Genomic DNA, 15,445 nt, shown 5'->3' on the forward strand with positions numbered 1-15,445 from the left:
AGGTTATGGTTAAGGATATTAGCTAACCCATAAACGTTCCACAAGCTTATATTGCTAAATTGCTACAGGCAATGGTTAAAGAAAAAATAGTATCGTCTGTTAGGGGGCTAAAGGTGGGTTTTATTTAGACGACACCAATTTGAACCATTCTATAATGAGTATTGTGAATGTTATAGATGGGAAAAAAGATTAAATTCTTGTATAATGAGTTTAAAAATAGAATCTCACAAAAGGTGCCCAAGGATCTATATAGATGCTTTTATTTTTGTCATATAAAACATCATATCGTACTCCAAAAGTAACATGACCGCTTCTATAACCGGCACCAAGAAATAAGGCGGGTGACCAATAATTATTGTCAGGAATATTTAAATTAAAATTATAGCGGCGGTTTACATTAAGTTGTTCAAATTCTACCGAAAGTTGTATCTCATTAATTACATTAAATAATCCGAGTAAACTACCTCCTAAAATGGTTGATTTATAAACCTCTTTTTGGTTGTCAAATGTTCCATTGAACCCTAAACCTAAAGCAAAGGTTTTATCAAATTCGTAAATAGCACTGGGAGCGATAGTTCCACTAAAAAAATTATCGCCAAAGTTTAGACCAATACCACCTCCAAAACGGACGTGACTCCAGAAATAATTGTTTTTTTGTTGTGCCATTAAACTGTTTAGGCTAAATGAAATAACAAGTATAATTAAAATTATTTTTTTATTAATGATAAGGAATGTCTTCATTAAAATTAGAAATCATTAAAAAATTAACAGGTAACAATAATATATTCATTAAAAGCATATGGTGCGCTTATAAATATAGTCAAAGAAACATCTAATTTTAGTAAAAGTTGTATTTTTGGAAAATATTTTGACTAACCTACACGGGATTAAAAATAACAATGGATAAATTTTCATTTTTAAACGCAGCACATACAGCATATTTTGCTGATTTATACGATCAATATTTACAAAATCCAGATTCGGTAGAACCTAGTTGGAGAGCCTTTTTCCAGGGTTACGATTTTGGTAATGAGAACTATGGGCTAAATGGTGAGATTGTAGAAGGCGTTCAAATCCCAGAACAGGTTCAAAAGGAGTTCAATGTTGTTAGACTTATAGATGGGTACAGGATGCGTGGCCATTTGTTTACTAAAACAAACCCTGTAAGGGAGCGCAGAAGCTATTCACCTACTTTAGATATAGAAAATTTTAACCTTTCCGAAGATGATTTAGACACTGTTTTTAATGCTGGAGAGATTTTGGGGATTGGTGCTAAAACATTGCGTAGTATCATTATCCATTTAGAAAAGATTTATTGTAGTTCTATTGGTGTTGAGTATATGTATCTGCGTAATCCGGAAATTATTAAATGGTGGCAAGAGCAGCTTAATAAAAATGATAATCATCCTGATTTTTCTGTAGAAACAAAAAAATATATTCTTTCTAAATTAAATCAGGCCGTTACCTTCGAAAACTTTTTGCAAACCAAGTATGTGGGACAAAAGCGTTTTTCTTTAGAAGGAGGAGAGTCTTTAATACCAGCAATTAGTAATGTGCTTTTTTATTCGGTAGAAAAATATGGCGTAAAAGAATGTGTTTTAGGAATGGCGCACCGTGGGCGTTTAAGTACATTGGTCAATATTTTTAGAAAACCGTTACATGAGCTTTTTAGTGAGTTTGAAGGTAAGGATTTTGAAGATGAAAATATTGATGGTGATGTAAAATATCACTTAGGTTTAACTTTAGATAAAACGTATCAAAACGGAAAGAGTATTAAGATGAATTTGGTTCCAAATCCATCTCACTTAGAAACTGTTGCGCCAGTTGCAGAGGGCATTACACGAGCAAAGATCGATAGTGATTATAATGGTGATAATTCAAAAATACTACCCATTATAGTACATGGAGATGCTGCTATTGCTGGGCAAGGAGTTGTGTATGAAGTTGGACAGATGAGCCAACTAAATGGCTATAAAACAGGAGGGACCATTCATATTGTTGTTAATAACCAAATTGGTTTTACCACTAATTATCTGGATGCACGATCCAGTACGTATTGTACTGATGTGGCTAAAGTAACTTTATCACCGGTTTTGCATGTTAATGCAGATGCTGCTGAAGCTGTGGTACATGCTGTTGAAATGGCTTTAGAATATAGAATGCGCTATAAAAAAGACGTCTATATAGATTTATTAGGGTATCGTAAATATGGACATAATGAAGGTGACGAGCCTCGTTTTACACAACCTAAACTATATAAAAATATAGCGAAACAATCTAACCCGTTTAAAATATATTCAGATAAGTTAATTGCAGAAAATACGGTTGATAGTACTTACGTAAATAAACTTGTTACAGACTTTAAGGAAACGTTAGAAAAGGAGTATAACAAATCTAAAAAGGCAGAGTCTTCAAAAGTTAGAGAGTTCATGCAGGAACGTTGGTCTGCGTTTGACCGTAAGGGCTTGGATGCCATGCTAGAAACTATAGACACAGGGTATTCAAAGCATAAATTAGAGGATATTTCAAAAATAGTATCAACAGTTCCGGAAGGGGTTAAGTTTTTACGTAAAGCTGAAAGGATTCTTGATGGACGTAAAAAAATGGTTTTTGAAACTGACAATCTTGATTGGGGAATGGCCGAAACTTTAGCCTATGGTAGTTTGATGGAAGAAGGTTTTAATGTGCGTATCTCAGGTCAGGATGTAGAGCGTGGAACATTTAGTCACCGTCACGCCATTTTACGGGATGAAATATCTGAAGAACGGATTAATTTATTAAATACAAACCCTGAAAATAAAGGTAAAATGGATATTTATAATTCTTTTTTATCAGAGTATGGGGTGCTTGGTTTCGATTATGGCTATGCTATGGCCAACCCAAATACATTAACTATTTGGGAAGCGCAGTTTGGTGATTTTAGTAATGGTGCACAGATTATTTTTGACCAATATCTATCTGCGGCCGAAGATAAATGGAAATCCCAAAACGGTATTGTTGTTTTATTGCCTCATGGTTACGAAGGGCAAGGGTCTGAACATTCATCAGCTAGAATTGAACGTTATTTACAATTGTGTGGCGATGATAATATGGTCGTTGCAGACTGTTCTACACCAGCAAACTTTTTTCACTTATTGCGTCGTCAAATGAAACGCGACTTTAGAAAACCATTAATCGTATTTACACCTAAAAGTTTATTACGTCATCCAAAAGCAGTATCGTCAATAAATGAATTGGCAAATGGCAAATTTGAAGAAGTTATAGATGATACGATTGCTGCTAAGCATGTTAAGAAATTAGTTTTTTGTACAGGTAAATTCTATTACGACTTATTGGAAGAAAGGGATTTGTTAGAAAGAGAAGATATTGCTTTAGTGAGAATTGAGCAACTGTTCCCATTGCATTTGGAAAGCATACAAAACGTTATAGATAAGTATCCAAATGCAGAAAAATATGTTTGGGCACAAGAGGAACCTAAAAACATGGGGGCTTGGAGTTTCATGGCACAACGTATGGATCTGGTTAAGTTAGAAGTAGCTTCAAGACCATATAGTTCGGTACCGGCACCAGGATCCAGTACACGGGATAAAAGAAGACAACGTGCCGTAATAGATGCCGTTTTCAATATAGACTAGTTTTTATTAATAAAGAGAAATAATTCATATACAATTAAAATTATAAAGAATGATTTTAGAAATGAAAGTGCCTTCGCCAGGGGAATCCATTACAGAAGTGGAAATAGCAACATGGTTAGTAGAAGATGGGGATTATGTTGAGAAAGACCAAGCTATAGCTGAGGTAGATAGTGATAAAGCAACCTTAGAATTACCAGCAGAAGCTAGCGGAACCATTACGCTTAAAGCAGAAGAAGGTGATGCCGTTGCAGTTGGTGCTGTGGTCTGTTTAATTGATACAAGTGCTGAAAAGCCTGAAGGGGATGCACCTAAAGCAGAGAAAAAAGAAGAAGCACCAAAAACCGAAATTTCAAAACCAGCTACTCCAGAAGCAAAAACATATGCAACAGGTTCTGCAAGCCCCGCTGCTAAAAAGATTTTAGCAGAAAAAGGGATGGATTCGGCTTCTATTTCTGGAACAGGAAAGGACGGGAGAGTTACTAAAGAAGATGCTATAAATGCTGTGCCTTCTATGGGAACACCAACAGGAGGTAGTAGAGGGACATCGCGAAGTAAAATGTCCATGTTACGTCGTAAAGTAGCGGAGCGTTTAGTTGAAGCTAAAAATACGACAGCTATGTTAACGACTTTTAATGAGGTTGACATGTCCCCAATTTTTGCATTACGTTCTGAATACAAAGAAACATTCAAAACGAAGCACGGTGTTGGTTTAGGGTTTATGAGTTTCTTTACATTGGCAGTTGTTAGAGCATTAAAAATGTATCCTGCGGTTAACTCGATGATTGATGGCAAAGAAATGATAAGCTATGATTTTTGTGATATTAGCATAGCTGTTTCCGGACCAAAGGGCCTAATGGTTCCTGTTATGAGAAATGTAGAGAATTTAAGTTTTAGAGGTGTTGAGGCAGAAGTAAAGCGTTTAGCTATTCGTGCTCGTGATGGACAAATTACAGTTGATGAGATGACGGGTGGAACTTTTACAATATCCAATGGAGGTGTATTTGGTAGTATGTTATCTACACCTATTATTAATCCTCCACAAAGCGGTATTTTAGGAATGCACAATATCGTAGAGCGCCCAGTAGCCATTGATGGAAAAGTAGAAATACGTCCCATTATGTATGTGGCCCTTTCTTATGATCATAGAATTATTGATGGTAAAGAAAGTGTGGGCTTTTTAGTTGCTGTAAAAGAAGCTTTAGAAAATCCTGTAGAAATATTAATGAACAATGATATCAAGAAAGCTTTAGAACTTTAATAAATGAACTTATCTTGACTTTTTGTTTTTAACCGAAATCGAAGATTCATGAACTCCTATTTATGATAATAAGAGTTAAGTGAACTAAAAGGAGATAAAATTTGTTTAGAAGAGATCCTTTCTTAAAGGCATTGCACTTGTGCTGAGCGCCTGCCGGACGGGCAGGAAGCCAAAGTATCGCAAAGCATAAAAAAAGTAACGAAATATAGGCAAATTTCAGCCGTTCCTACTTAGTAGGTAGGTTTTAGTAAATAAGAAAAAAGGCGAGAAGCGTTAGTTCAATATCTAAATGTTTAAAAAGGTCTAAAGATAGAGCCCCTTCGAGTCTTTCGATTTTGGTTTATGCTGAGTATTGAAGAAGTACTCTAGACAGGCTAAAATCGAAATACTCGATGGGACTTTTTGGTTTCTAATACTTTTTTTAGACCCTTTATAACTAACTAAAGATTAAAACTAACTAAAACACATTATAAGGTTTATAGAAATAACAATAACCACTAAAACACCTAGTCCTATCATACAGTATTTATCAATTACATCATTTCTTTTTTGCATTGTTATTACTTTAAACTTGTTATTTCCTAAAATTATTTTGATTAAAAACTCTGTGCCTATATAAGCACAGAGTTTTCATAAAAAATCCCCTCTCACAAAGAATTCATTAATAGCACTGTAAAGGTATGTTGCACAGGGGAAAAAAAAAATACGCAGTTCTACGTATTTTTAATTAAGAAAGAGGTTTTTACGTCAATTAAATCTTACAAAAACACTTGAAATCTGTTTATATCACTGGCTTTTATGAGTCCATGACCTATTGCTTGAGAAAAGTTGCAAAGAAATCATTTTAAGCAGACAGTTAAACCATGCCTTTGTCGTGGCAGGCTAATTTTGCTGAAAAGCGGGATCTTAGATTTAATACCTTGCCCTAGGATCGATTTTCTACCTTTTATTTCGAAATTTTAAAATTCAATTGGTTTTAAAAAAGTGAAGGCTCTAAATCATAATAATTTAGAACCTTCTTTAATTCTCCCTAAGAACTAATTAATAGCCCGGTAAAGGTATGTTGTATAAGTGAAAAAAAAAATACGCAGTTCTACGTATTTTTTAAAAATGAGCTTTATTTAAATTAGCCCAAATAGATAGTGATGTAGGTTTGTTATCTAAGCCTAATTTGGCAACAATATTACTTCTATGCTTATCTACTGTGCGAACAGAAATTGATAAGTCTGTTGCAATATCATGACTTGTTTTATTTTCAGAGATGAGCTTTACTATTTTTAGTTCGGACTTCGTTAACAAATTTAATGTATCGGGCTTTTGTTCTAAATTGCTTGAGTTTAGATAAGATACAATTTCTTTGCTAAAATATGGTGTCCCATTTATAACATGTTTAATGCAGGTTTCAATTTCTTCAATGGCAAACTCTTTTAGGATGTACCCAAAAACATTAAATTCTTTGGCTTTATCGTATAATTCTTCTTCTTTATCAAAAGTGATAAGGATAATTTTGGTGTCTAAATTGTTTTTTTTACAGGCTTCGGCTATTTCCAGCCCAGTTTTATGGGGCATTCTTATGTCTAGAATGGCTAATTTTGGCTTTAGTTTAATTATAAGGTTATAGGCCGTATTTCCATCTTGGGCGCTTCCTATTATATTAAAACCTTTAGAAGTTAAAAAATCAGTTAGACCTCTTAACATCAACGGATGATCGTCAGCAATCACTATTGAGGTATTCATTATATGAGGAGAATTAAGGTGCTATTAATTAAAAATGTAGTCCATCGCTTACGTGTAGGTTTTTTATAGTTTTAAATATAGATATTTCTTTTCATAATCTATAATGGCTTTCCCTTTTTTTAAAATATCAGCTCCTATAATGCCGTCAACAGGTTTAGAATTATGATTTATCAAAGCTGTATTTACATGAGTAAGATTAAATAAAACCAAAACAACTTTGTTACGTTTCCATTTTCCAATCTTCATCTTGTTTTTTTTAGACATTTTGGTATCCATATCTATAGCACCTGCCCCTGCAGCTTTAATAATAGAATCTTCAGTTTTTAGTTTAAAGGTTTCAATAGCTTCAAAACCTACACAAGAACTTGATGCACCAGTATCTAAAATAAATAACCCTTTATGACCATTTATGGATGCTTTTATTTCAAAATGATTGGTTTTAGTTAGGTGCAGTTTTACTTTAACGTACCCTTTTTTGTGAAGGAACTCCTGTAGTGTCTTTTCCTTTTCCATAATATTTTTTAACTCTTAACAGTAAAAGTAATATAATAAGGAAGATAAATAAGCCCATGTAGACACAAATTAACTCATTATTATTAGCTGGCTTTGTTAATTCACCATAATAAACAAAAGCACTCCAGTAATAAGGTGATTTTTTTATATTGCTAATCGCGCCATCTTTTAAATAATCTAATTTCGATTGGTGGTTTGAAGTATTGGCAGATTTATTGTCACCATAATTTTTATAAAAGGACTGCATAATTTGAGACGTAGATAGATCATTTATTTGCCATAAAGAAAACAATACGTTTTGCGCTCCGGCATATTGAAATCCGCGAGCTATACTCATAGCGCCTTCCCCTTTGTATAATGCACCAATGCCCGTTTCACAGGCGCTTAAAACGACGAGGTTTGTATTTAGATCGAGGCTGTATAGTTCGTTTAGAAACATCGTATTTTTATAAAACTCAATATTTGCCGAGGTTGAAAAATCACCACTACTGGCATGCGTAGACAAGTGTATAATACTATAGCTTGAACTATTTTTAATGAAGGCTTCTTTAGTGGCTTGTTCCTTTAAAAAAAGAGTGGACTGCATTTCTTTTTTTATAGCATTTGCCTCATCGATGGAATAGATCAAACTATGTTTTGTGTTTTCGAATACGGGAAAGATGCCAAGAAGGCTATTTGCTTTCTTTTTTTCTTCTTTTTTTAGATAAAATGCTGTACTTGTATTGTAAACGATATTTTGATTTTGCACAACAAATGGCATTTTTGAAAAATTTGTTGTATTTGTTTTAGAAGATAGCAAAGCTTCGAATGGTATAAAGTTTAATAACCCATCTGGAATAATGATAGCGTTTTTAAAGGAAGCAGTTTTTGAGAGGTTCAGGATGTTATAAAGTGTAAAGGCAGTGTTTGTAAATTTGTTTATGTCATTATTTATTATGGAAGGAGTATCAAATGAATGAATGAAATCTAAGATGTGTTTTTTGGTGGTTTCATCCAATTTAATTTTACTAAGGTTAATATTGTTTTTGGAAATTATAAATTGATAGATGTTTTTTCTGCCATAAAAGTATTCAACCAAAACGGCTTCATCTTTTAATAATTTATTTTGTAGGTCGTCAACCAAAAAAGGCGTGTCCTCTAACTCTGGATATTTTTTACTTATAGCTTCTTTTAGTATTTTTAATTGAATACTTACAGCATTCAGATCTGAACTTAAGGCGGTAATTACTGAGGCCTGGGATTTACCCAATTGTTCATTTATTAAGAGGTGGGTAATTCTTTCTTGCTCTTTAAATAAATGAGCTTCTTTAAGGAGTAAACTATCGTTAGGATATTTATTTAATAGCCCTTTTTTAATAGCTTTTTCTTTTAATATTCCCGATTTGTTTAATTCTGCATATTGAAAAGCTGTTAGTAAAAGCGTGTCATTTTGAGTGTTTTGGTATGCGTCAAAGATAATATCTATGCATTTTTCACTGCGGGTTCTATTGCTTGTTTGATTCGATCTTTTGTTTTCTTGAGAGGTCCAGTTGTTTTGTAATAATTGAGAAACATAAAAACTTAAATCATAATAGCTAAGTGCCAATTTATAGTCTTCTTGAAGTGTAGCGTATAAATCAAAAATATCTATAAATGTATTTTCAGCATAGAGGTTCTTTTTGTTAAGAAACCCCTTGGGCTTTATATTTGGCAATAAAGCTTGAAGTGCTAAATCCAAACCATTTTTAGCTTCGTTTAAATGGTTTAATAGTATGTTGAGTTGCGCTTCTTCTAAATAAAATTTAGCGCGTTTTCTTCTGGATAAAGGGTCTTTAAGAACATGTTTTTTGGCCTTGTTAAAAGCTTTTAATGCCTCAGCATAATTGCCTTTTTGTAGTTGGATTAGATAATTACTTCTATGCTCATTATAGAGGCTATTATTAATTGTTTTAGGAATGTCTGAAACGTTGTTTATGGCATTTAGTGCAATTTGGCTATCAATGTATAACTGGGTGATTTTTTGTTTTTGTTGTTTATTTAAGTTTGGTTTGTTAAGGTAACCGGAGGTTAATTTTAATACGGTTTCATACCTACCGGTAGTTTTATATAAAATAGCTAGATTAATAGTACCACTTGTTTGATGTTTTACATGATTCTTTTTCTCGGCCAAGAAGATATATTGTTTTATTATATTTTCGGCATTCGTATAATCTCCCGTTTTGGTATATAAATTTCCCAGAGGAATAAAGCAGCTTTCAATAATATCGAAATCAGAAAGTTTTGAAAGGGCATGTGTTTTAAAACGGTTTAAAGCGTCTTCAAAAGTTGAGATTGCATCTTTTAACAGAGAATTTCGATCTAAATAATACCCTTTATGGCATTGTAAAAAAACAAGAGCTAATTGCTCATTTTTGCTTTTTACTTGTTTTTTGAATGCAGATTCTTGTTCGCTTAAAAGTTTTAGCGACGTATGGTTTGGATTGCCAATAAACGTTTCGGTTGCGACATAGATATCCTCTTCTAAATTTTGGGAAAAAGCAACGCCATAAATTAAAAAGAAAATCAGACTTAGTTTTTTCATAAGAGTGAGCTGCCAAATGCTGCTTAGCTTCAAAATTTCCAAATGGCATAGAATTGCCAATAGTTAAAACGATCTTCGAAATCCATAATATAACGGGCGCCCAAACTCGGACCGATTCTTGCGAAACCGGCTGTAGCTTCAAATAATAACCCTGTTCTTAAATTGGTAAAAGAATTGGTTTCACTGGTATTATTCGTCATGGTGTTAAAAACAGGCGCATCTGGGTCCTGGCCTTCAAATTGTTCTATAAAAATGGTTTGGTTTTGTTTTTCGCTAAGGGATATGGTGTTTTGCAAACCAGCACCTAAGCCTATGTAGTTATTAACGTTATACCTGATTAAAACAGGAATGTCCCAATCAATATTCTCATAAGAAGCATCGGTAGTGGTGCGTTGTAAAAACCGAAAGCCTTGTGCTTCCTGTATAAACTCTTCCCTAACATTTGTGTTTGCGTCATAATTATGAAAATTATTCATTAACTCTACCTGCCAATACCATCTATAGGATTTAAAAGGAGACAATGTAGCACCAAAAAAGTAGCTCTCAGAGTTTTTTAAGCTGTTAAACGAATTATACCCTACTTTAGCACCGATGGATATACCGGGTAAAAACCGAGTGGTTGAATAGTTGGTAAGGATAGGGTCATTTTTATCAAAGATAATGGCCGTTCTACTTTTTGTTTTTTTCTTATGAAAATCTTTAGCAAACTTAATGCTGTATTTTACGAAACCTTTTGTTGAATCGTATTCTTTTACATTTTTTTGTTCGCTTCCAGGAAGATAAATATTCTTAAAAGTAAAAATAGCCTGGGTATCTGTAAATGTCGTATCTAAACAACTGTAAAGAACGTCTCGCTTAGGGCAAATATCGCATTTAGGATACATGTCCATAACCTTTAAGGTCGATTTGTCCAACATGTCTGGAATATCGGTTTCCAACCGTATGGTTCTTGCGGGCCCTTCTCCGTTATTTTGAAACTTAATCTTATATTTTAAGGTTTTAAAACGGACGACCCTATAATTCATAAATGTACCATTTGATGACATTTTGTTAGGGTCATGTGAGGTAACAATTTCCATTTCCATGTCTTTTACTTTATGATTATCATAGTTATTATCTGGGATATAAATACCGCGAACCGATATAATAGCACTGGTATCCTTAACCATTTCCGGGGTCGTCTTTAAGCTAAAAAATATATGGCGCTCTTCGTTAGGTTGCATGTCGTTGAATTCCAAAAGGCTCCAATCTTTATAGTATGCTTGGGATTCTGCGATAGTTAAAGGCAGATTTGTCTTTTCTGTCGAGTCCTGTAATACGATACTCGATTTAATAAGGTCATTATTTATAGAAGCCAAGTAAGTGCCTTCATCATCAATGCGCTTCGTATACGCAAAATGGTCTGTTAAACTATTTTTTTCATTATGATGTGTTCTCGTTTCTATCAATTCAAAATTATTGGCTTTATATTTAAGTTCATTATAGAATAGATATATTTTACCATTGGTAACATAATCCTTAATGTTTTTATAGCTCATTATGGCTACTATTTCTTCCTCAGGAACAGGTTCACGATTACGTTTTATCGTAAAGTCTTCATCCATGATGGCTAAGTCTTCATAGTCGGTCGTTATTGAATTGATAGCCATTTTTTTAGGCCTTGTTGTTGGTGGTTTGCCCGTATCGTAATTATTGGTAGCCCATAACTTTACTTCATATTCACCTTTGTTCTTATATACATGCTTTGGTTTTTCTTCGGTACTGTAATGTCCGTCACCAAACTCCCAGTAATGGGTGTAAAATGCTTTTGGCGCACCTGCAATTTGGTTTAAAGGGGGTGTTTCTGGAGTGAAGATTATTTCATTACCATTCGTTGTACTGTTAATAGTAGCTGCTCTTGTAAGGGTATCGCTTACGATTAACTGTTGGGAGTAACTGTACGCACATACAAATAAGAAACAAATAAAAAGAAATGGTTTGTTCATGAAAATTGCGGTTAAATAGGTTTAAATATACAAAAAGTACCATTTTAAAATAGTTTTACATGATTCCACATTAGTATGGCGCCTAAAAATTAGATGCTATAATTATTATATTAGCAATTAGCACTAATAGTATGGTAATTATTACAAACAATATAAACATGGCTTTTTTCACTATGTTGTTTTGTATTTATATACAAAACATGGGGGTTTTGTTACCTAATTTTTAAACAAAAAAATTAGAGGAATGATGCTTCTGGTTTTATAATGAAATAAAACAGAAAAGAAGGAGAGGTGCCAAGGATTGAATTTTTTATTTTCCATATATTCTTATTTTCGTACAATGAGCATTTTTTCAAAAGAGGCTCATCCAATTACACACCAAAAGCATATAAAGAACTTTGAAGAAATAATTTGCTCTTCTTTGGTATCATAGATGCAAATTAAAAGACCAGTCTCAAATAGGCTTCCGATTTAATGCTAAATCTAAAAAGTTTATAGAATATTTATTTTATTTTTTGGGCTTATCAAATTTCATATAATCTTGCCACTGTACTATGAGATATTTTCTTTTTCCATTTCGCTCTAATGACAGGAAGCCATAGTCGTAGCAAAATAAATAAACCTCTCCATTTTGTGTTTTCCAATAATGCGTAAAAAAATTAGGGTCAAATCCCTTGGCGTGCAATTCGGATTTTTTAAGTGTAGTATATCCCGATTTATTATGGTGCTTTAAAAGCTTTCTATTTATTTTTAATTGCCTGTCTACTTTTAGGTAAAAAGCTTCTTTTTTTTGACGGTTTTCATATTGGTATATAGATTTACATTTAGAGGAGCAAAATTTTTTATCAGATCGTCCTTTAATTGAAAAACCACATACGGGGCAATTTCTATACTTATCCATTTTAAAACGCATATTATCCGTTTAATATACTAATTAAATTCCATGACCTCACTATTATTGCTCTATGAATCAGTTGAAATCGATCACTTTATACCATCTTATGATTAATAATAGAAAGATGATTGGTATAAAATTTCAGTCAGATAAGGTGATAGAAGCCTTAGTAAAAAGTTTATCCAATCCAAAATGGAGTACTTATTACAATATGGTATACCTACTAAATACCAAACAAAATCTAGCACAAATATTTAATACATTTAAAGGTGTAGCCTGGATTAATTATAATAAGTTTTTAACTAATAAACCTATTAATACATATAATGAGCCCATAAATGTAAATTGGTTTAGAAACAGAAAACCAATTTCTGGATACCGGGTTTGTCCAGAAGCATATTTATTAAAATTAGAGTTAAAAAGGTATGCAAATAACACAGTACGTACTTATGTGACTTTTTTTGAGATGTTTATTAATCATTATAAATCAAAAGATTTAAAGGCTATAAATGAAAGTGATATTAGAGCCTTTTTACAAGTACTTATTAATAGAAAAATGTCAAATTCTTATATCAATCAAGTTATTAATGCTATAAAATTTTATTATGAAGTTGTACTTGGAATGCCTAATAGGTTTTATGAGATAGAACGGCCTCGTAAGGAGTCTAAACTCCCAAAAGTAATTTCTAAAGAGGATGTGTTTGCTTTAATAGGTAACACCAATAATATAAAACATAAATGTATAGTAGAATTATTATATGGTTCTGGATTGCGAAGGAGTGAATTATTAAATTTGAAGATCGAAGATGTGGATAGTAGGCGAATGCTTATACGTGTTGAAGGGGCTAAAGGAAATAAAGATAGGTTTACTATACTATCTAAAACTGCTCTAGAGGATTTAAGAGCATATTATAGAGAATGGAAGCCAAAAAAGTATTTATTCGAAGGGCAAAATGGTAAGAAATATAGTGGGGCAAGTGTTTTAAAAATAGTTAAAAGAGCAGCTAAAAAAGCGGACATTAAGCCATGTGTAACACCTCATGTTCTTCGTCATAGCTTCGCTACCCACCTTTTGGAATCGGGAGTAGATTTAAGGCAAATACAAGTGCTTTTAGGCCATGGGTCTAGTAAAACGACAGAAATATATACTCATGTAGCAACAAATACTTTCAAAACAATTAAAAATCCACTAGATTAGCGGTCATGACAAATAAGAAATATGCGTACCAGTACGCATATACAATTGTTGTGTGTAATTTTGAGAAAGTGCCGAAAAACCAGTAAACATTTATGACAACAGAAAGAATAACAATAAATCGAAATCACGTTTGGCTTTCATTTGACAATGTAAGGATAGAGACAGAAAATGGAATTGAGGAAAAGGAAGACCAAATTGTATGTTACTATAAGTTGACAGAACCGAATGAAATTAACTATGGAACTCAATTAGTTGATAGCAACGATGTTCGACTTTTATATAGTAGTATTGACCACGCAAAACAAGAAGTTATTGCTTTCTTGATAAATGATGTTTATCCACCGAATTACATACATCCTTTAGAATATACAAAAGAGAATTTGCCAGAAATAATGAACAAAACCTTAATTTTTGATGTTGGAACTCAAAACTCTGATGAGATACAGGAATCTTTAGTTGGTGTTATGACTAATTGCACTTTGGCATCAAATCCACCTCATTTGCCTGGAACAGCAAGAATAACATTATTAGACGAAACTGAAAGAAGATTTAATTTTTTCCAAATAAAAAGAATTAGAAGAAACTAAACCTGATTAAGATGAAAGATTGGGAAAAATATGAACATCAAATTTTCGATAAATTACGTGAAGAATTTCCCGATTCTGATATTAAAAAAGACGAGAGAATAAAAGGAATATTCTCTGAAAGAAGTAGGCAAATCGATATTTTAGTTACATCTCAATCAATTGGAAATGAACTAAAAGTTGTAATTGATTGTAAAAAATTTAGTAAAAAAATAAACCTTAAGACTGTAGAATCTTTTTTAGGCTTTTGTGAAGATGTTGGTGCTCATCTTGGTATAATGATTACAAACATTGGTTATTCAAAAAGTGCATTGAACAGAGTCAAAAAATATCATAGAGATATAAAATTAGATATTGTCAATTTTATTGACTTTGACGAATATCATTTTGACTTAACAGATTGCTCATTATGCAGAAATGATGATGGATTTCCTCGTGGCTACATATTTTGGGATGAGCCAATTCCATTGGTAAAGGATGGATTAATTACCCTTATTCATCAAGGACAATGTTCCTATTGTGGAGAATTACACATTAAATGTCAAGGTTGTGGAGAAATAATGGACTTTGGAACTGATTATCAAGATATAGAATGTATGTGTGAAAACGTATTTGGAATTAAATCGGAATATATTGGAAATGGAATGACGGAGGATCATATCTACTTAAAAGACAGAAAAGATGAACCACCTGAATTTATTGACCCTAACCAAGTAAAATTATTTGAATAAAAACTACACACAACACAGTATATAAAAAATTGCTAATTTTAGCTAAACCAATGTTAGTTGCACGTTTGCTAGCTTCTGATTTTCCTTCGGAAAATCCTCGCACACAAACACGCAACTTTCCATATGTGTGCCGAGAGTAACGAACGGCTGAAATTCGTTACGCAACTGTTTATAAGATGGTGGAACCGACCCACCGGTGCTGTTCTACAGGGAAGAGTGTCAAACCCCCATAAGGTGCTTTGGTAAAGAGTCAAGGTATTGAGCGTTATGGAAACGGCCGCGCCATGAGCGTGGTCAGGTATGAATAAAGGAGATGAATGCAAATGAACCTCTGATGAAGTGTCGAGAA

General features: G+C 33.0%; 11 protein-coding genes. 5 read left to right on the plus strand and 6 right to left on the minus strand.

Annotated features, from left to right (window positions below):
• Positions 1-210: 210 nt before the first annotated feature.
• On the minus strand, positions 211-666 hold the full coding sequence (locus PQO00_RS18300; RefSeq protein ID WP_274186307.1) for an alpha-ketoglutarate decarboxylase: 456 nt from the start codon (positions 664-666) through the stop codon (positions 211-213).
• 233 nt (positions 667-899) lie between these two features.
• Here PQO00_RS18300 and PQO00_RS18305 point away from each other — a divergent pair, with 233 nt between their 5' ends.
• Together PQO00_RS18305 and odhB are read left to right on the plus strand one after the other, a co-directional pair.
• The gene (locus tag PQO00_RS18305) at positions 900-3,635 is read left to right on the plus strand and encodes a 2-oxoglutarate dehydrogenase E1 component (RefSeq protein WP_274186308.1); all 2,736 of its coding nucleotides are present in this window, start codon (positions 900-902) and stop codon (positions 3,633-3,635) included.
• A gap of 49 nt (positions 3,636-3,684) precedes the next feature.
• Positions 3,685-4,893, plus strand: coding sequence for a 2-oxoglutarate dehydrogenase complex dihydrolipoyllysine-residue succinyltransferase (odhB, locus tag PQO00_RS18310; protein ID WP_274186309.1), 1,209 nt, complete (start codon positions 3,685-3,687; stop codon positions 4,891-4,893).
• A gap of 1,104 nt (positions 4,894-5,997) precedes the next feature.
• On the opposite strand, the gene PQO00_RS18315 is transcribed toward odhB, so the two are convergent.
• The 5 genes from PQO00_RS18315 to PQO00_RS18335 all read right to left on the minus strand — a co-directional run bounded on the left by PQO00_RS18315 (position 5,998) and on the right by PQO00_RS18335 (position 12,589).
• A complete protein-coding gene (locus PQO00_RS18315; RefSeq protein ID WP_274186310.1) occupies positions 5,998-6,630 on the minus strand; it encodes a response regulator transcription factor in 633 nt (210 codons plus the stop codon).
• A 63-nt stretch (positions 6,631-6,693) separates the two neighbouring features.
• Positions 6,694-7,143, minus strand: a complete 450-nt coding sequence (locus PQO00_RS18320; RefSeq protein ID WP_274186311.1) for a TIGR02281 family clan AA aspartic protease — start codon at positions 7,141-7,143, stop codon at positions 6,694-6,696.
• The gene (locus PQO00_RS18325; RefSeq protein WP_274186312.1) at positions 7,091-9,703 is read right to left on the minus strand and encodes a CHAT domain-containing protein; all 2,613 of its coding nucleotides are present in this window, start codon (positions 9,701-9,703) and stop codon (positions 7,091-7,093) included. Before PQO00_RS18325 ends, PQO00_RS18320 begins: the two co-directional genes overlap by 53 nt.
• A 29-nt stretch (positions 9,704-9,732) precedes the next feature.
• Positions 9,733-11,688: a PKD domain-containing protein gene (locus PQO00_RS18330; RefSeq protein ID WP_274186313.1), complete on the minus strand. Its 1,956-nt coding sequence runs from the start codon at positions 11,686-11,688 to the stop codon at positions 9,733-9,735.
• A gap of 508 nt (positions 11,689-12,196) precedes the next feature.
• A complete protein-coding gene (locus PQO00_RS18335) occupies positions 12,197-12,589 on the minus strand; it encodes a DUF2116 family Zn-ribbon domain-containing protein (RefSeq protein WP_274186317.1) in 393 nt (130 codons plus the stop codon).
• A gap of 118 nt (positions 12,590-12,707) precedes the next feature.
• Here PQO00_RS18335 and xerA point away from each other — a divergent pair, with 118 nt between their 5' ends.
• The 3 genes from xerA (at position 12,708) to PQO00_RS18350 (ending at position 15,096) form a co-directional block, all read left to right on the plus strand.
• Positions 12,708-13,781, plus strand: coding sequence for a site-specific tyrosine recombinase/integron integrase (xerA, locus tag PQO00_RS18340; protein ID WP_274186314.1), 1,074 nt, complete (start codon positions 12,708-12,710; stop codon positions 13,779-13,781).
• A 92-nt stretch (positions 13,782-13,873) separates the two neighbouring features.
• Complete coding sequence (locus PQO00_RS18345) at positions 13,874-14,368, plus strand: hypothetical protein (protein WP_274186315.1); 495 nt, start codon at positions 13,874-13,876, stop codon at positions 14,366-14,368.
• 11 nt (positions 14,369-14,379) lie between these two features.
• Complete coding sequence (locus PQO00_RS18350) at positions 14,380-15,096, plus strand: restriction endonuclease (RefSeq protein ID WP_274186316.1); 717 nt, start codon at positions 14,380-14,382, stop codon at positions 15,094-15,096.
• Positions 15,097-15,445: the final 349 nt, after the last annotated feature.

Origin of the sequence: Flavivirga sp. 57AJ16 (genome assembly GCF_028736925.1) — a bacterium.
Lineage (GTDB): Bacteria > Bacteroidota > Bacteroidia > Flavobacteriales > Flavobacteriaceae > Flavivirga.